At 59.7% G+C, this 18,381-nt stretch carries 17 protein-coding genes; 6 read left to right on the top strand and 11 right to left on the bottom strand.

From position 1 onward, the window contains the following. Window positions 1-263: 263 nt before the first annotated feature. Genes ABJ363_18025 through ABJ363_18015 form a run of 3 tightly spaced genes read right to left on the bottom strand, consistent with a single transcriptional unit; the run spans window position 264 to window position 2,155 of the window. Window positions 264-1,490: an amidohydrolase family protein gene (locus ABJ363_18025; GenBank protein ID MEP4380885.1), complete on the bottom strand. Its 1,227-nt coding sequence runs from the start codon at window positions 1,488-1,490 to the stop codon at window positions 264-266. Beyond that, complete coding sequence (locus ABJ363_18020; protein MEP4380884.1) at window positions 1,477-1,737, bottom strand: hypothetical protein; 261 nt, start codon at window positions 1,735-1,737, stop codon at window positions 1,477-1,479. The genes ABJ363_18025 and ABJ363_18020 overlap by 14 nt, the downstream gene beginning before the upstream one ends. 52 nt (window positions 1,738-1,789) lie before the next feature. Further along, entirely contained in the window at window positions 1,790-2,155 is a 366-nt protein-coding gene (locus ABJ363_18015) for a Rieske 2Fe-2S domain-containing protein (GenBank protein MEP4380883.1), read from the bottom strand. A 193-nt stretch (window positions 2,156-2,348) separates the two neighbouring features. Between ABJ363_18015 and ABJ363_18010 the strand changes: the two genes are divergently transcribed. Next, window positions 2,349-3,419 carry a mandelate racemase/muconate lactonizing enzyme family protein gene (locus tag ABJ363_18010; protein ID MEP4380882.1) on the top strand — a complete coding sequence of 357 codons (1,071 nt, stop codon included), beginning with the start codon at window positions 2,349-2,351 and terminating at the stop codon, window positions 3,417-3,419. A gap of 75 nt (window positions 3,420-3,494) precedes the next feature. Here the strand turns inward: ABJ363_18010 and ABJ363_18005 are convergent, their stop codons facing one another. Further along, window positions 3,495-4,508, bottom strand: coding sequence for an MBL fold metallo-hydrolase (locus ABJ363_18005; protein MEP4380881.1), 1,014 nt, complete (start codon window positions 4,506-4,508; stop codon window positions 3,495-3,497). A gap of 387 nt (window positions 4,509-4,895) precedes the next feature. On the opposite strand from ABJ363_18005, the gene ABJ363_18000 reads away from it, so the two are divergent. Then, window positions 4,896-5,783, top strand: coding sequence for a TauD/TfdA family dioxygenase (locus ABJ363_18000; protein MEP4380880.1), 888 nt, complete (start codon window positions 4,896-4,898; stop codon window positions 5,781-5,783). A 4-nt stretch (window positions 5,784-5,787) separates the two neighbouring features. Here the strand turns inward: ABJ363_18000 and ppk2 are convergent, their stop codons facing one another. From ppk2 to ABJ363_17985, 3 genes are all read right to left on the bottom strand, one after another. Continuing rightward, complete coding sequence (ppk2, locus tag ABJ363_17995) at window positions 5,788-6,819, bottom strand: polyphosphate kinase 2 (protein ID MEP4380879.1); 1,032 nt, start codon at window positions 6,817-6,819, stop codon at window positions 5,788-5,790. Window positions 6,820-6,932: 113 nt separating this feature from the next. After that, window positions 6,933-7,379: a thioesterase family protein gene (locus tag ABJ363_17990; protein ID MEP4380878.1), complete on the bottom strand. Its 447-nt coding sequence runs from the start codon at window positions 7,377-7,379 to the stop codon at window positions 6,933-6,935. Further along, window positions 7,376-8,230, bottom strand: a complete 855-nt coding sequence (locus ABJ363_17985; protein ID MEP4380877.1) for a bile acid:sodium symporter family protein — start codon at window positions 8,228-8,230, stop codon at window positions 7,376-7,378. The genes ABJ363_17990 and ABJ363_17985 overlap by 4 nt, the downstream gene beginning before the upstream one ends. Window positions 8,231-8,364: 134 nt before the next feature. On the opposite strand from ABJ363_17985, the gene ABJ363_17980 reads away from it, so the two are divergent. Beyond that, window positions 8,365-9,570: a CoA transferase gene (locus ABJ363_17980; protein MEP4380876.1), complete on the top strand. Its 1,206-nt coding sequence runs from the start codon at window positions 8,365-8,367 to the stop codon at window positions 9,568-9,570. Window positions 9,571-9,600: 30 nt separating this feature from the next. Beyond that, window positions 9,601-10,452: a CoA ester lyase gene (locus tag ABJ363_17975; GenBank protein MEP4380875.1), complete on the top strand. Its 852-nt coding sequence runs from the start codon at window positions 9,601-9,603 to the stop codon at window positions 10,450-10,452. Here the strand turns inward: ABJ363_17975 and ABJ363_17970 are convergent. Together ABJ363_17970 and ABJ363_17965 are read right to left on the bottom strand one after the other, a co-directional pair. After that, window positions 10,439-10,768, bottom strand: coding sequence for a YciI family protein (locus ABJ363_17970; GenBank protein ID MEP4380874.1), 330 nt, complete (start codon window positions 10,766-10,768; stop codon window positions 10,439-10,441). The two genes, ABJ363_17975 and ABJ363_17970, sit on opposite strands and share 14 nt — an antisense overlap. Before the next feature lie 10 nt (window positions 10,769-10,778). After that, on the bottom strand, window positions 10,779-11,744 hold the full coding sequence (locus tag ABJ363_17965; protein MEP4380873.1) for a fumarylacetoacetate hydrolase family protein: 966 nt from the start codon (window positions 11,742-11,744) through the stop codon (window positions 10,779-10,781). A gap of 401 nt (window positions 11,745-12,145) precedes the next feature. Here ABJ363_17965 and ABJ363_17960 point away from each other — a divergent pair, with 401 nt between their 5' ends. Further along, window positions 12,146-12,646, top strand: a complete 501-nt coding sequence (locus tag ABJ363_17960) for a response regulator (GenBank protein MEP4380872.1) — start codon at window positions 12,146-12,148, stop codon at window positions 12,644-12,646. Window positions 12,647-12,681: 35 nt separating this feature from the next. Continuing rightward, a complete protein-coding gene (locus tag ABJ363_17955) occupies window positions 12,682-15,414 on the top strand; it encodes an ATP-binding protein (GenBank protein MEP4380871.1) in 2,733 nt (910 codons plus the stop codon). A 21-nt stretch (window positions 15,415-15,435) separates the two neighbouring features. Here ABJ363_17955 and ABJ363_17950 read toward each other — a convergent pair whose 3' ends face one another. Both ABJ363_17950 and ABJ363_17945 read right to left on the bottom strand, forming a co-directional pair. Then, window positions 15,436-16,359, bottom strand: coding sequence for a TRAP transporter substrate-binding protein (locus tag ABJ363_17950; GenBank protein MEP4380870.1), 924 nt, complete (start codon window positions 16,357-16,359; stop codon window positions 15,436-15,438). Between the two features lie 43 nt (window positions 16,360-16,402). Next, window positions 16,403-18,346, bottom strand: a complete 1,944-nt coding sequence (locus tag ABJ363_17945) for a TRAP transporter fused permease subunit (GenBank protein ID MEP4380869.1) — start codon at window positions 18,344-18,346, stop codon at window positions 16,403-16,405. Window positions 18,347-18,381: the final 35 nt, after the last annotated feature.

Raw genomic sequence — 18,381 nt, 5'->3', positions numbered from 1 at the left:
CCGCACCCCAACGGAAAGAGCTGCCCCGTTAGGGGCGGCTCCGTGAGCGGGCATGTTGCCAGCCCATGGTCTGTGAAGACCGGTGTCTCTATTCGGCCTGGAGAGGTTGCTCCGCAGTCCGAACCCGACACGTTGGGTTGAACTTCATGCCAATCATCTCACTCGACATCGGATCACCTCCTTTCAATTGTTGAACGACAGTAAAACCCTAACATTGGATTCCGCGTCGCCCGCAAACGGAAAATAACCCAACCGCAAAAACGTTACTCGGCCGCCAGCGCGCGGTATTTTTCGGGAATCTCGAGATCGAAAATCCGCGCCGCGTTGTAGCCGAGGATGTTGCGCTTGGCCGCTTCGTCAAGGAACGGCAGGTCCCATATCGTCGCCGGCAGATCGAAGTCCCAGTGAGGCCAGTCGGACGCGAACAGCATCTGGGTTTCCGCGCTCATGGCCTCCATCGTGGCGGCCAGAAGCGTTTCGTTCGTCCGCTCCAGCGGCTGGGTCGTGTAGAACATCTCGCGCATATATTCGCTCGGCAGCTTCGTGAGCAACGGCGCCTCGGATGTGCGCATCATGTATTCATGATCGAGTCGCTGCATGATGAACGGCAGCCACGCGACGCCACTTTCGATCCACATCACCTTCAATTTCGGGAAACGCTCCGGCAGCCCGTTGATCACCCAGTTCGTCAGATGCACCAGGTTGCACAGCACGAACGAGATTGCGTGCATCGAGATGAAGCGGTTGAGCTGGGAGGTGTACTCGTCCTGCCAGTTGAGATGGGTATGGAACCCCAGGACCTGACCGGCCTCCTCGAGCATCCCGTAGAGCCGCATATACTCGTTCGCATGCACCGGCTTGTGCCGTGACGAAGTCACGAGGAACCCAGCGACGCCGGGTTTGCCGAGAAAGCGTTTGACCGTTTTTTCGGCTTCCATCGGATTATTGAAAGGCAGGTACATCATCGCCTTGATCCGCGTGTCTTCCGGCAACACCCGCTCAACCAGCCAGCGGTTGTAGGCGGTGGCGAGATGAACTTCCATTTCCGGCACGGGATGCATACCGAGAAACAGCATCGCGTTCGGGAACATCACCTGATAGTCGAGCCCCATCTGGTCCATGCAACGTCGTGACAAGATGGTCTCGCGAGAAAGATCGCTCTCCTCGACGGCTTCCTTCAGACCCTGGCCATGGGGAATACGGCCCCAAACATTCTGCCATTGGAGGCCATCGGTACCGTTGAGGAATGCGCCGCGCTTGCTGCCGTCCCCGAAAGCCGAGGCAGCCTCGCGGATCACCGGATCCTCGACATAATCCATGATCTCGGGCCAGTTGCCGCCGTCGCTGATATGGGAATCGATATCGACGATGAATACATCGTCCAGCTGGCGTTCCTCAGCCTGCTTGCGCGCGTTGGCGAGAAGCTCCCGGCTGTCCGTCCAGTCATCGACCTGCGGATAGGTCCGCTTGAAACCGTCATCCGTTGTCATCATTGCCCTCCCCGGCAGGCTTCGCCCGCCCGGCCCACATTGCCAGGTCAAAAAGATTCAGATCGGCGGCGCGCATCAGCGCCGTCACCGTCACGGCCACATCCGTGGCCGTCAAAACACTGCCGTCCGCGAGCGGCGAAAAACTGCGCGCCTCCTCATCCGTTTTACGGGCATAGAGTCGCGTGGCGACGGTCAGAAGCTGCTGCACGCTTTCATCCGGGATATCCGCAGTCTTGCCGGCAACCAATCGGCGGTCTCCCTCGCGTGTGGCCACCGCCGCCAGAGACGAAAAATCGGCTTCAGATGGTGACATAGACCGCTCCATCGCGAACCGTAACCGGGAACCCGCGCAGGCGCGTGTCGCGATCTCCCGGATGGGCACCGGTGCGGATATTGAACTCGTAGCCATGCCACGGACAGATGATATGGACATCCGCATCGACGAATTCATAGCCATGTGCCCGTTTTTCGTCGTCGAGCACCTCGTTGACCCGGTTCATGATGCGTCCCTGACAGACCGGCCCGCCGGCGTGGGGGCAATTGCTCTCCCACGCAAAAAACTCATCGCCCAATCGAAAAACACCGATCTCCAGCGGCCCCTCCACGACGATCCGCCGCTCGCGATCGGCCAGATCATCGACTTTCGCTACCAACAGTTCCGACACGTGATCTCCCCAATCAACAACGGACAAGACGAATACGACCCGACGCTACATCTGTGCCGCCGTACCCGGCAATATCCACCAAAGGAAAATTTCCATCGGCGACGCAACCGATGGTCCATCAGCGGGTCAATGGTGGCCTGTCGGCCGCCCGCTAGCTATCGTTGAGCAACTCAAACTATCGCGCGTGCCACCCATGACCAGAATTTCCGACATCGATATCTCGCTCCTCGAGATCAAGTTTGACGCGCCGCGCGGCGGCTCGGGTGTGCGTCAGGTAGATATTATCGTCGCCGATATCCGCGATGCGGACGGCGCGACGGGGCTTGGCTTCAGTTATGTCATCGGCGGCGGCGGCGCGATTCCGGCCACGATTGCCGGTCAACTGGCCGAACGTTTCCTCACCGGTTCGTCGCTTGAACACCCGGAGGCCCACTGGCGAACCATTGAAGCGAGTTTCAACCGGACGGGCGGCGGCCCCAACCTGATCGCGCTCGCCGCACTCGATGTCGGTCTCTGGGATCTGCACGCAAAACGGGCCGACGTCGCATTGTCGGCGGCAATGGGCGGCAACGGCGGACCGGTGCCCGTCTACGGCAGCGGCGGCTTTTCCCCGGCCATGGACCCGCAAGAAGCGGCGGAAATAGCCATGGCACACCGAGAAACCGGTTTTCAGGGCGTGAAACCAAGGGTCAACGCGCAGCCAGCGGATGCGGCTGTCATGCACGCCGTTCGCGCCGCCGTCGGCGACGACATTTCGGTGATGGTCGACGCCAACGAGAAAGGTGACCTCATGCGGGCCACACGCCTGCTCGCCGCTGCAGCGGACAGCGGCATGCTGTTCGTCGAAGAGCCTCTTCCGGCCCGCGACCTGCTCGGCTATCGGACCCTCGCCGACACCACGCCGGTTGCCATCGCCGCGGGCGAGCATCTTCAGGGTCTCGATCGCTTCAACATGTTGATGGCCGATCGCAGCGTCGCGACCATTCAGCCAGATCTCGCCATGGCCGGCGGCCTGACCCCCTGTCTCGCCGTGGCGCGCAGCGCCGTGGCATTCGGGACGGTCGTGGCGCCGCACTTCCTGCCGGGCCTTTTCGTTCATTTCGCGGGCATCGCAACGTCCGGTCTCTGGATCGAGGATTTTCCGCTGCTCAAGGAGGCGTTCGAGGGTTGGCCGGAGATGACCGCCGACGGCGTGATGTCGGCGCGCAACATCGCCGGTCATGGGCTCGCGCTGACTGCGGCAGCGCGCAAGGCGCGCGTCTGACCCAGCCCGGCACGTCGATAGACGGGGTTACCGCCCGCTCGATCGGTTGATGACCGGCGGGCGGCAGGAACCGGCTTAGGCGAGATTCATCTGGTAGCTGTGCGGGACCCAGACATAACCGTCGCCATGGCGCTCCATGTAGCCGACCGACGGGAACGGCATGTGGAAACCGATCGCCAGCATCTCGTCGTCGGCGACCGTCGCGAGAACGCGCTTGCGCGATTCGACCGCCTTTACCGGGTCATCATCCATGCCGAAATGCCATTCCGGATTTGCCGGAGAGATCGCGAAATGCGCCACGGTGTCGGACATGATCATCAGTTGCTGGCCGTTGCTCTCGATATGATAGGCCATGTGTCCTGCCGAATGGCCGAAGGCATCGACCGCGGTGACACCGCTGACGATATCGTCGCCCGGGTTCACATAACGCGCCTGGTCCTCGAACGGCAGACAGACATTGTTGAACATCTCGAGGGTCGGCGGACGATGGGCGGGAATGTTCTCGCCCTTCTTCCAGAAAGCGAACTCCGCTTCGCCGAACACGATCTCGGCGTTGGGGAATGTCGGATTGCCGCCGGCGGTCAGATTGCCAATGTGATCCGGGTGGCAGTGGGTAACCACCACATAATCCACGTCGTTCAGATCGTAGCCGGCATCGGCGAGGCGACCGTTATAGTGGCCCTGTGAAGGGTTCTTGTCGCCAAAACCCGGGTCAAACGCGATCAGCTTGTCGCCCGTGTCCACGAGGGTCGGAATGAACTGATGCTCCATCTGCGGGAATGGCAGCTTGTGTGCCTTCGCGATGGCCTCGACTTCCGCCGCCGTTCCGTTCGTCGCCGTGACGGGGTGCATGTCGTCCCGGTGGAGAAATCCCTCCAGGATATTCGTAATCGTGAACTCACCGAGCTTGAACTGATAGACGGTCGGGCGCGTCATTTTGGGCTTGTTGGCAACCACTTTTGGATCCTCCTCCGAAGTCAAGAACAGGCTGTATACCACCGTCTCCGCCGGTTCCGAAACCACCGCCTCGTCACACGGAGCCTCCATGAAGAACCCCGCCATGCGGAGCAGGCGGGGTTCGGTCGACATTTTCGTCGCGGCCCAACAAGAATGTCGGGCTCTGTATGGGCCACCGGAACGGCCAATTCCGACGCACCCGCGTTTGTTCATACTCTAGCGATGTCATTTCATATCGACGTAAATACCCGGGCCGTTGTCATAGGCGGCATCTACGCCGTGGCCCCGCACATTGACGGGACCATCCGTAAACTATTGGGTGGATCCATACAGATATGCACCTCCCTGTTGTGGGTCTCGCCGACCGCACCTCGCCAGAGGTGCGGTCGAAGAAAGCTTGAGCCGAATATCAGGCGTAGGCAAGGGGGTAGCCATGCAGGTGCGAAGAGCACGTACGCATGTGCAATATTGCGCTGACGCGTTGACTCGAGGCGAACCACAAAGCCACGCTGCGGCCAGATGACGGAAAACAAAAGCATATCGCCCGATAATCCATTCCCGGTGGTGAGCCTCGCCCCTGCCTTGGGTGCAGAAATTCACGGGCTCGACCTGTCACAGCCGTTGCCAGAGGAAACCATCGTGGCACTCCGGCAGGCTTGGCTCGACCATCAGGTTCTGGTCTTCCGCAACCAGCAGCTTGACGATGCCCGGCTGACGGCGTTCAGCCGCCAGTTCGGCGATCTGGACACCGTACCCGGCTGGGAACCGTTTTCCCCGCCGGGGCACCCGGAAGTCCTGATCATCTCGAACGTCCGTGAGGACGGCACCACTATCGGCGTCCTGGGGGACGGTGAGGCCTCGTGGCATACGGACATGTCCTATATCAACCGGCCACCCCCGGGTAGCCTCCTCTACAGCCTCGAAGTCCCTGACAGCGGCGGGGACACCTGTTTCATGAGCATGTATGCCGCAATTGAAACGCTCCCGGCCGACCTGCACGCGGCGATCGCAGGCAAATCGCTTAATCATGACTCCAGCCATGACAGTGCCGGCAATCTGCGCGCGAACCATAGGGCTTTCGAAGATGTCAGTGGCGCACCGGATGCCCGTCACCCGATCGTTCGCACCCACCCCGAAACCGGCCGCCCGGCGCTATTTCTGGGACGGCGCCTGCATGCCTGGGTCGTCGGCGAGACCGTCGAGGCCAGCGAGACGCTGCTCGACCGGGTCTGGGAACATTGCGACCAGGCGGCGTTCACCTATCGCCATCAATGGCGCCCCGGCGACCTTTTGATGTGGGACAACCGCTGCGTGATGCACCGGCGCGACCCATTCGATGCCCAGGCCCGGCGCATCATGCACCGCACCCAACTCAAGGGCGATACACCCGAGGAAGCCGCCGCCTAGTTCGTCAGGACTTGCGACGCTTGTCCGGATGCAGGCTCTTGCCGAGGATGTGTTCGCCTTGTCCGATCACATGCAGGCTCGATCCGACAATGAGGGGATCCGGCTGCCCGACGACATCATGGTCCTTGTCCGGATAGTTCAGCGATGACAGGAAATGGCGCATGCAATCGAGGCGCGCGCGTTTCTTGTCGTCCGATTTTATGATCGTCCAAGGCGCATCCGCGGTGTCGGCGTAGAAGAACATCGCCTCTTTCGCCTCGGTGTAATCCTGCCATTTGTCGAGCGATTGCCGGTCGATCGGCGATAACTTCCAGCTCTTCAGGGGGTCCGTCTCGCGCGACTTGAACCGGCGCAGCTGCTCCGCCTGGGTGACCGAAAACCAGTACTTGTAGAGCAGGATTCCACTGCGTGTGAGCATGCGTTCGAGGTCGGGGGTCTGGCGCATGAACTCCAGATACTCATTCGGCGTGCAGAACCCCATGACGCGATCGACGCCCGCGCGGTTGTACCAGGAGCGGTCGAACAACACGATCTCTCCCGCGCTCGGCAGGTGCTCGATGTAGCGCTGGAAAAACCATTGCGAGCGCTCTCGATCGGTCGGCTTGTTCAACGCCACCACCCGCGCGGCACGCGGGTTGAGATGCTCCATGAACCGCTTGATCGTGCCGCCCTTGCCGGCGGCGTCCCGCCCTTCGAACAAGACCACGATTTTCTGACCGCTCTCCCTGACCCAGTCCTGAACCTTCAGAAGTTCAACCTGCAACAAGGCCTTCTGCTTCTCATACGCGCGACGCCCCATCTTCTTCCGATAGGGGTACTCTCCCGTCTCGAACAGGCGGCGCACCTCGTCACGGTCGAGGTTTCGCGCCGTCAGGCTGCGGACAGTCGACGCCGGGTGTGGTTCCTGTTCGGGCGCATCCGCTGCCACTGGTTCGGCGACCGGTACCTGGCCGCCCGGATGTCCTGATATTACCCCCGCAGCCGTGTCGGCATCCGTTTCGGATTCCCGAGGCTTCTCAATATCCTGATGGTCCACCCGTTTCTCCCGACGTCTGGTTGTCATTAGATTGTTTAATCTAGCAACTCGGTCAAACAATCGAGTGACCCAGATCAATCGCCGGCGTTGTCAGGGATCGGGCGAAGGCGCGCCTATTCGTGCGATGGCCCGATCATGGCACCTTCGAGTGCGGCGCGGATATCGTCGGGTAACGGCTTGGAGGTCGCTGTCTCGGGGTCGAAATGCACCGTCACAACCTCGGCGCTCGCCACGCATTTGCCGTTCTGGAACACCCCCTGCCCGAGCCCGTAGGATGAGCCACCGACCCGCGTCACGACGGTTCCGATCTCCACTTCACCGGGATAGTGCGCCGGCGCGCGGTAACTCACAGAGAACTTGACCACCGCGAAACCGGTCAGCTTGTCGCCGTCCGCGCTCGTCAGGCGTTGCTGGCGGAAATTCACCCGCCCATCTTCGAAAAACTGGTTTATCGCGCCATTGTTGACGTGCAGATTCGGGTCGAGGTCCCCATAGCGAACGGTATCCTTTGTCCAGACCGCGTAGACGTCTCGGTCGGTCAGATCGGGTTCATCCGTCATGCGTTCGCACCCCGCCGGAGCAAGGCGATGTAGATCAGGGCAGTGGCGAACATGATCAGGCTGTATGTGGCTGCAGGCACAACGGCCAGTCCACCACCAAACAGCAACGTGGCGACGGCGATGGCCAACGTGCCGTTCTGGAGGCCGCATTCGATGGAAATCGCGATCCGCTGCTTCACACCCGAGGCGAACATGCGCGCGATGATATAGGCCAGCACCATCATCACCACATTCAGCACCAGCGTAATCAGGCCCGCCTGCGCAAAATACGTCACGATATTGGCCCGCTCCTGGAATATCGCGCCGGCCAGTACCAGCACGAACAGCACCGCCGAGACCTGACGTGCGATTGGCTCGAACCTGATGGAAAAGCCTTCCGCATACCGTCGCACGGCGACACCCAGAATCACGGGTACCGTGACGATGACGAAGACGCTGATGGCCGTTCTGGTGACGGACACGTCGCCCGCATCACCGCCGATCAGCTGTCCATAGGCGAACACGACAACGAGCGGGATTGTTACGACGCTGAGCAGGCTGATCACAGCGGTTAGCGAGATGGAGAGCGCCACATCACCCCGTGCGAAGGCCGTCAGGATATTCGAGGTCACGCCGCCGGGCGCGGCCGCGATGATCATGACGCCGAGCGCCAGTTCGGGCGGCAATGACCAGACGCTGACCAGCACGAATGCGATCAGCGGCAACAGGATTATCTGCGAAAGAGCGCCGACAATGAAATCCCGCGGTTGTCTGGCGACACGCGCAAAGTCGTCGAGGGTCAGTCCCAGGCCCAGCGCGAACATGATGAACGCCAGTGCAAGCGGCAGAATGACATCCGTTACAACGCCCATGATTCCCCCCATCCTTCGACAATGTCTGCGGTCCAGTTACCGCCAGGCCCGGTGATTTGGCAAGCAAACCGGTCCATGCGGAACCTATACCCATTCGTGCCATAATATTGACCGGACTTGTCCCTGGAGTTCCCATGAACACGCCGAACACCGCCGCCTTGAAGGGCCTGAAGGTCGTCGAATGCGCCACCGTCATCGCCGCGCCCCTGTGCGGTCGGTTGTTGGCGGATTTCGGGGCCGATGTGATCCATGTCGAACCGCCCCGCAAGGGCGACCCGCTGCGAAAATTCGGATTCACCAAGGACGGGATCAATCCCTGGTGGAAGCACTATGCGCGCAACAAGCGCTTCGTGACCCTCAACATCTCAAAACCCGCGGGCCGCGATGTGCTGATCCGGATGCTGGCGGACGCCGACATCTTCATCGAGAATTTCCGCCCCGGCCGGCTCGAGGAATGGGGCATTCACTATGAGGATCTGGCGAAGGTGAACCCGCGCCTGATCATGGTGCGGGTCAGCGGTTTCGGCCAGACCGGCCCCTATTCCAGCCAGCCCGGCTTCGGCACCCTGATGGAAGCCATGAGCGGCTTCGCCGACATGACCGGCTTTCCCGACGGCCCACCGGTATTGCCGACCTTCGCGCTGGCCGACAGCTTCGCTGGTTTCTATGCCGCCACCGCCGCGATGTTCGCCGTTTACAACCGCGACGTCATCGGCACGGGCTTGGGACAGGTGGTCGATGTCAGCATTCTCGAAAGTGTCTTTTCTATGCTCGGCCCCAACGCGCTGGTCCACCAGATGACCGGCGAGGTGCCGGCCCGCACCGGCAATCGCAACACCACGTCTGCACCCCGCAACGTCTACCGCACCAGGGACGACCGCTGGATCGCCATCGCCGCCTCCACCCAGTCCACCGCCCAGAGACTCTTTGCGACGATGGGCCAGCCGGAACTGATCGATGACCCGCGCTTTTCGGACAATACGCAGCGCGTGGCCAATGCCGACGAGCTCGACCCGCTCGTGGGCGCCTGGATCGCGGAGCAGGCCCTGGATGACGTCAGCGCGCTTCTGTACGCCAACGAGGTGCCCGCCGGCCCCATCAACAACATCGCCGATCTGAAGGGTGACCCCCACGCGATCGCCCGCGAGATGATCGTCGCCGCGCCGGACGGCGGCAGCCGACCGCTGGAGATGGAAGGTATTTTCCCGAAGATGAGCCGCACCCCCGGCGCCGTCCGTCACGCCGGTAAAGACATCGGCAGCGATAATACCGAAATCTTCGCCGCGCTCGGCCTCTCGGCAGACGAGATCGCCACGCTGGAAGACGACGACATCATCTAGGGATCGCAAGCGATCACAATGGACAATCCCATGACCAACCCTCTGATTACCCTCTACACGCCAGGCACCAAGCCGGATCTCATGCGCAAGGCCGCGAAGTATGCGCCGGATGCAATCATCATCGATCTCGAAGACACGGTCCCCGTCCAGCTGAAGGCCGAGGTTCGTGCCGAGGTCGGCGAACTGATCCCGACCCTGGAATCGGAAATTCTGGTCCGGGTGAACAGCGAGCCGGAGAATATCGAGGCCGACCTGGAGGCCATCGTCTCGGCCGACCTGCGCGCAGTGGTCTATCCCATGGCCGAGGACGTCCCGACAGTCGAAAGGGTGGACAACATCATCACACGGCTGGAGCGCGAACGGAGCCTGGAACCGGACTCGATCAAGCTGATTCTGCTGATCGAGACCGCGCTCGGCGTGGTGCGCTGCTTCGATTGCGCGAGCGCCGCCACCCGCATCGAGAGCATGGCGTTCGGCAGCGCCGAGGACGCCGATCTGCAGCGGGACCTGAAATGCGCATGGTCGGTCGAGGGCACCGAGATGCTCTACGCCCGTTCGAAGGTTCTGCTCGATTCTCGCGCCGCCGGCCTGTCCTATGTGCTCGACGGCGCGTTCAGCGATATCGGTAACGACGACGATCTGTTCGCCGACTGCCGATTGTCGAAAAGCCTCGGTTATGACGGGCGCACGCTGATTCACCCCAATCAGATCGAGACCGCGCGCAGGGCCTACGCACCGACCGACAAGGAGGTCGCCTACTACACCAGGGTCGTGGAGGCCTTTGAAGAAGCCGAGGCGAAAGGCATTGCGGCCATCAAGGTCGAAGGAAAGCTGATCGACTACGCCATGTACAAGATGGCGAAGGCGTTCATTCAGACTTGAGTGGCGGCACCCGCTGCAGAAACGGCTCGATGATCACGGTTTCGAATATGCCCCCCCGCGTATAGGGATCGTTCGCGTGGAAGGCTTCCGCCGCCGCGCGATCCGGAACATCAAGAATGAGAATGTTACCGTTTACTTGGCGGATGCCCGCCTCGCCATAGACGAAGCTTTCGACATCGGTGCCGTCGACGACGAGCCCGCCGCCGAACGTGATCTGAGGCATGAACGCCTTCTGATATTCCGCATGGGCGGCGAGCAATTCGACCCGCCGCGCCGCCATGCCGGGCTTGTCGCGGCGCGCGATGGCGAAAAGCATCCCGGCCTGCCTACGCCGCTGCGATGGTGTTGCTGAGTTTGCCGATGCCCTCGATCTCGACCTCGATCAGATCGCCCGGTTTCATGAACACGGGCGGCTTGCGACCCACGCCGACACCCGGCGGCGAGCCTGTGGTCACGATGTCTCCCGGGCTGAAGCGGTAGAACGTGGAGTAGTAACTGATAATCTGGGGCAGGTTGAAAATCAGGTCGTCGGTGCTGGACGACTGCATCACCTCTCCATTCAGCGTTACCGTCAGCTGAAGATCATGCGGGTCGGGTATTTCGTCCTTTGTCACGATAACCGGCCCGCACGGGCAGAATGTCGGCAGCTGCTTTCCCAATATGTTGTGGTCCCAGGCGGCAATCGCCTCGAACGGCTCGGTGGCGGTGAAAACCGGACCGACCCAATCACGCGCCGAGACGTCGTTGGCAATCGTGTAGCCGGCGACATAATCCATCGCCTCGTCTTGCGTGACGTTATGACAGGATTTACCAAAAACGAATGTCAGTTCACCCTCATAATCGATCATGTCCGGGCATTGCGGCGGCGCGATGATGTCTCCGCAGTGGCCGGTCAACGCGGTCTGGGTCTTTGTGAACCCCGTAGGTCGCGGTGGCGTCGGCGTGCCCTCCATCTCTTCGAGATGGGCGCTGTAGTTCAAGCCGATCGACAGGATGATCGAGGGGTCGGGCACCGGCGGCAGGAAAGAGGCCTCATCCCAGGCCTGAAGAACGCCGGAATTTCGCAGGGCCGTTTGTTCGACAGCCGACATCGCCGCCACGGCGTCGAGACAGTCCTGAACTGCCTTGAGTGCCGCATCACCGCCCGCGAGCAGATCGCGCATCTCGGCCGGAACCTCCTTCGCCGCGGGCAGCGTGTGGCGCAAAACGACCAGGTCGAGCAATTCATTGTCAGCCGTGACGGCGGCAACGTGAGCGTGATCAGCCCTGTTTTCGATTGTGGCCAGCTTCATGGCGGCTTTCCCCGGCTCCGTATTTGTGTGCCGACAATTCAATTCACGGCATCCTCAAGCCAATCTACGGTTCATTCGGGAGAATTTCCACACGACGTGGATCTGCCAAATGAAAACGGGGAGGCGCACCATGTCCGTGCCCCAAATGGACCTCACGGCAGGATCGCCGACATCAAGCTCTCGTCTCACAAGATGATCAACACGCTCGATTCCGAAATTGATAAATGCCTGAACGACCGAATCGCAAACTGCGAGCGCGCGGAAAAACTAATTACTATTTCAAAACAACGCCATAAGGCATGGAACGTTAACTTATTGTTGGCACCTATATTGCTTCACTATTTGGTAACCAAGTGGTTCCGTGCTCAAGACGGAAATCCAAACCAGATGAAGAGGCAGTTATGCGGATTAGTTCGAACGCCTCGATATGCAACGCCCCAGATTCGACCGGAAACACGGTGTCGCGTTCCGTTCCCAGCTTCGCTGAGAAGAAAAAGGGCACGATCAGATTGCTGGCGATCGACGACGAGAGCGACTATCTGTCGTTTATCCAGGTAGTTGCCGAAGACTTGGGCTTTGAGGTTTTCACGCTTGCGCATTCTGCCGAGTTCGAATCGGCCTTCTCGGGTTTCAAGCCCGACATTCTCATGGTCGATATCATGATGCCGGACCTGGACGGTATCGAAATAGCAAGATCACTCGCCAAATCCTCCGGTCCTAAAAACATAATATTCATGAGCGGATTTCAAACCGACTTCACCAAGTTCGCGAAGGTTCTGGCGAATCCCGATGGCATTCATTCGGTTCATTCATTCAGTAAACCCATTCATCTGGGCCCGTTCCGGGAGCTTTTGATCCGCCTGCGTGAGGAATCTGAACTCGCGGAATCTTACAATCTATAAGTTCAGTTGATCCGAAACTCGGGAGAGACATTTGCATGACCAGTAGAACTCAAAGCGCAGCCACTACCGGATACAAGCAAATTTACCAAATGCTGTCCGAGCGTGCCGCGCGCATGCTGAGCATGCGTCTTGTTCTGACGGTCGCCTTTACCTTGATCGCGTTCGTACCCTCTTTGTTTCTAAGCGGCTGGGTTGAGCGAACCGTTCTTACCCACGAAATTGATGCGGTGAAGGAAAAGCATCTTCTTCTTGCCAAGAACGCTCAACTCGCGCTCCAGCGTTATGCCGATGACGTCGAGACGGGATTCGATCTGTTCATTGACGCCGTGCAGCACGACGAAACATCGCATCATCTCAAACAGGTCGCAAAGCGGCTAAAGTTCCGATCGCTGGCCATATACAATCCGAATGCCGAGCCGGTACGTTCATGGAATGTCAGCGCTGTTGGTCACGCCACCATCGACGATGAGACGCTAAGAGAAATCGTTTCCAGTGCGCCATCGACAGGAACCAAGTTCCTGCCAGCGCAACTCGACAGCCTTGGACGGCCGACCATCTACATAGCCTGCAAGCTGGCAAACGGTGACGTCGCGATCGGCACGCTGTCCAACGAATTCATCAAGAAAATTCAACATTCCATTACGTTTGACCAGCGCGGACACGCGGCCATCGTGGATTCAGAGGGACAACTTCTCGCCCATCCGAAACCCGAATGGACCCAAACGATAAAGAATATTGCGAAGATCGAGCCTGTTGCCCGCATGATGCGTGGCGAGTCAGGCGTGATGCAGTTCTATTCGCCGGCGGTCAAAGCCAACATGATCGCCGGATACACGTCAGTTCCCGGTGTGGGCTGGGGCGTGATGGTTCCGCAACCCTTTGCCGAGCTGCAGGCGCGCGCCGACCGGATAACCCAGGCAGCATACATCTCTATTTCGCTCGGCGTCGCAATCGCTGCCGTTTTCGCCTGGTTTCTTGCAGGGCTGTTGGTACGGCCTGTCTATGCCGTGATCAACGGGACGACCAAGATAGCGGGCGGGAGCCTGGCATTTCGGGTTCCGACCCATTCGAGAATCGTTCCGCGCGAACTTCGTTCGCTTAGCGAGAACTTCAATGACATGGCGGAAGAGATAGAGGCACATCATGCAGCGCAGACGGCGAAGGCAGAAGAGGAGCGCCGACAACTCCTGGGCCGTATCGCCGAGAACCTGCCGGGCGTGATTTTCCGTCGCGTCGTAAACACCGACGGATGCGTCGAGTATCCTGTGCTCAATATGGGAACACAAAAGGCGTTCGGGCTGGACCGCAAATCGATAGGTTCGGATCCTGCGATCTTTGTTGATGCCATTGTGCCCGAAGATCGGGATATTTGGTCGGCCATGGTCGAGGGAACTATGACTTCGTCGGACACCAACTATCGGGACATTCGCATCAAACATCAGGATGGACATGTCTTCTTTGCCCGACTTTTCGGTACCGTTCGGCACCAGGAAGGCACAATCGTCTGGGATGGCGGCGCCATCGATGTCACACAGGAGAAATCGAACGAACAAAGGCTGGTTCAAAACCAGAAAATGCAGGCACTGGGCAAGCTAACCGGAGGCGTTGCGCATGATTTCAACAACCTGCTGGCAATTATCATCGGTCACCTTGAACTCGTCGATGAGAAGCTGAATGATTCGGATAGCATTCGACCCTTGACCCGGATCGCAATCAATGCAGCCGAGAAAGGTGCTGAACTGACATCGCGATTGCTAGCGTACACGCGAAATCAGGAGCTACAGCCACGGGTAGTCAACCTTTGCGACTTACTTGAGAACATGCAGGACATGGTTGTGCGCAGTATTGGCGAAAACATTGAAGTTACATACGAGCAGGGTTCAGGGCCCTGCTTCATTAAGATCGACCCGGGCCAGATGGAGAATGCCGTCCTCAATCTCGTCGTCAACGCCCGTTCCGCAATGCCGGGCGGCGGAATGATCAAACTGCAAACAAGCCAAGTATCTGTCGAGAACGAGCGTATTCAACAGAATCTCGAACTGCCATCGGGCAATTATGTCTGTCTCACCGTCAGCGACAACGGCGAAGGAATTGAACCCGACGATTTGTGCCGTGTTTTCGAACCTTTCTTTACGACCAGAAAGGACAACGAAGGCCACGGCCTCGGTTTGAGCATGATCCATGGGTTTGTTCGTCAGTCCGGCGGAGATGTGACCATCGAAAGCGTTCCGAACTTCGGCACGACGGTGAATATCTATCTGCCGATATGCGACGCTCATCTGGAGGATCACCCAGACACTTACGAACAGGAAGATACAACCGAGCGGCAAGCTGCGGGATCGATTCTGCTCATCGAGGACGAAGTCGTGGTCGGCGATATCTGCAACCACTTCCTCGAACAACTCGGATACAACGTGGTGCGGGCCGAAACGGGTGAAGCTGCACTACGCAAACTGCGCGATCATAATTTCATGTTTCGCGGGATTGTTTCCGACGTGGTTCTACCAGGCAAGATATCTGGCCCACAGGTCGTCGAGTACGCACTTAAAGAAAATCCAGATCTTGGTGTGCTCATGATGTCCGGATACCCGGAAGACCATTGCAAAACATTACTGTCAGAATGTCCGCGCGCTGTTTATCTAAGAAAACCGTTCCGCAAGAAAATCTTCGCTGATCAAATAAGCATCGCGATGGAGGCCCACGGTGTACTGCCACCGGATGTGCTGGACGCCGAACGCAAATCCCATCTGACGCTGGTCAAGATTTAACCGCAAGCCGTCGCTGCCAACTCACTTTCGCAGCAGATCGAACATCGTGTCGCCGAACCGTGCACGCGCTTCCTCGTATAGCGGCGCGACAGCCTCGCGGAACGTGGCGCGCTCGTCATCCGTCAATTCAACTGTCTGGCAGCCCGCATCGTCCAGCGCCTGTTGAGAAATATCCTCTTCCGCCACCGCAAGATCACGCTGATAGGCGGTCGCCGCCTGCACCGCTTCCTTCATGGCGTTGCGGAATTCCTCCGGCCAGCCATCGACACTCTCGCGATGCCCGTAGACACCGCGTGACAGGTAGAAATGGGCGCTAAGTGTGTGGTGCGGATGATAGTTGTGAACGCCGTAGGTGACCGTGTTGGCGAGCGGGTTTTCCTGCGCGTCCAGGGTGCCATTGACGACCTGCTCGATGGCCTCGGTCAGATCCATACGCAGCGGTTCGGCCCCCAGCAAATCGAACGTCCGGACATGCATGTCGCTCGGCAGCATGCGGATCTTCATATCCTTGAGGTCCGCCGGCAGGTGTATCGGCCGCAACTTGTTTGAGATATGCCGGAAGCCGTTCTCGAAATAGCCGAGCATCCGGTAGTTGAACCCGGCCTCGATGCGTTCATCGAGATAGCGCCCGAGCGGGCCGTCGAACGCCGCGCGCGCTTCGTCGATATCCGCAAAGAGAAACGGCAGGTCGACGAATTCAAGTTCGGGTACCCGGTCCGTCAGATAGCTCGTCGACTGGTAGGACATCGTGAGGATACCGCATTCGGTCAGCCAGAGGATTTCGTCGGCCCGGTAGCCGAAGTCCATGATGTTCCAGATATATTTAACGTCCACGCCGTCGCCGAACTGTTCTTCGAGGCGGTCGCCGATGAATTTGAGGGCACGGCTGTGCGTGGTGGTCGGCGGACCATAGCCGCCCATGCGAATTTGAATTGGTTCCGACATCTGACGACCCCGTCCTAAGTGCTTATGACGGGCGTAATCTATCCTAAACGGCGGCGTCGGACACCCGAGGCCGCGCGGAAAAACGCCATCCCAGAAGCGCCACTGCCAGCACAACCGCCGGCGCATGGATCATGGGGTCGACCAGCAGCACTGCGAGTGCGAGTGCGGCGCGCAGCGCTCGCTCGGGTGTACCGAGCCCCTTGAACTCATGCCCGGACAACGCAGTCGCCACAAGCCAGATGGCGATCGGTAACCGGAACATGATCCAGATGAACTCGCCCCACTGGAAATCGACGACAAGGACCAGCGAGGGATAGTAGATCCAGACATAGGGGATGATGAATCCGACGATCGCCACACGCACAGCCTGGAAACCCGTCGCAAGGGGATCGGCGTCGGCGATGGGGGCTGCCGTATAGGCGGCGATAGCCACGGGCGGGGTCACATTCGACAGGATCGCGAACAGCAGGACGAACAGATGCGCCAGCAATATCTCCACGCCCAGTTGGCCAACGGCGGGAGCAAGAAAGATCGCCACCAGAAAATAAGCGGGTAGTGTCGGGAGCCCCATGCCGAGAATGAGCGAAGAGATCATCGCCAGGCCGAGCGCCAGGAACAGAGAACCCTCACCGAGTTCTGCGATCAGGCCGGCAAATTTGAAGGCGACGCCCGTGGTGTTCACCACGCTCATGAAAATGCCGATCGCACCCACAATCACAAGGATCGCCGCCGACTGACGCCCGCCCGAAACAAACGCCCGTGCGATAGCCTTGCCGTATCGGCGAAGCGTTTCACCCGGGTCGCGATAGAGGCCGCGCTCGAGAATCAAACCGGTCGGAATGGCCACAAGAATACCGACGAACCCGGCCATCGCGGCGGAGCGACCGGAAACCAGAATACCGATTATCACGATGAGAGGCCCGAAAAACCGCAATGACTGAAGCCAGTCCCAACGGCTCAGAACGGGACGCTCGGCAGGTGGAAGCGCACCGATTCCCAGGCGCGCCGCCTCGGTGTAGACGGCGGCAAAGAGGCTGAAATAATAAAACAGTGCGGGAATGATCGCGGCGATGGCGACGGTCACGTAGGGCACACCCGCAAGATCGGCAAGAATGAACGCGACCGCGCCCATGATGGGCGGCGTGAACTGGCCGCCGGAAGACGCCGACGCCTCGACCCCGCCGGCAAAGGACGATTTGAAGCCCTGCTTCTTGATCAGCGGAATCGTGAAGACGCCCGTGGACGCCACATTGGCCACCGGGCTGCCGTTGATGGTGCCGAACATGGCACTGCCGAGGATCGCGGCATGGGCCGGGCCGCCGCGCAACCGGGCCGTCGCGGCCGTCGCCATCTTCAGCAGGATTGCACCGCCGCCGGTGCCTTCGAGTACCGCGCCGAAGATCAGGAACACCAGCACGATGCGACTGACCACATCGAGCGGCAGGTTGAAGATGCCCTCACCCGGCCGCCACCAGATCAATTCGAGCGTTTCGCCGAGCGGGAAACCGGAATGGCGCAGGAAGCCCGGCAGATTGGCGCCGAACAGCATATACAGGACGGACAGCACAACGATCGTCGGCAAAATGATACCGAACCGACGCCGGGTCAATTCGACCGCCACGAGCCCCGCAAAAACTGCCAGCCAGCGATCATGGTCGGTGAAGAAGATGATCGAATCCGACATCTCCTCGGCAACCGTCATGAACCGCGCCATCGCCAGCACGAAGGCCGTGACGAGCACGACGTCGGTCAACCACAGAAGCGCGCGAACAGCCCCCGGCGCCGCTGCGTGGCGGCGCGCGAGCGGTTCCGTCAGAAGAACGATCCCGGCACCAGCTGCGAAAAACGAGCTGCGCTGGAGATTCTCCTCCAGCAACGCGATCCCGGCGACATACATGGCGTAGAAGCACAGCGCGAATGCCGCAATACGCGCCACGAAGTCCATGCCACCCAAAATCGAGCGCTCAACGGCGGTCAGATTGTCCATTCAAGGCCCCCGATATGCCGACGGCCGGAACGCTG

The organism is Alphaproteobacteria bacterium (assembly GCA_039980135.1).
Classification (GTDB): Bacteria; Pseudomonadota; Alphaproteobacteria; order UBA6615; family UBA6615; genus UBA8079.
This window is presented reverse-complemented; position numbering and strand designations above follow the sequence as displayed.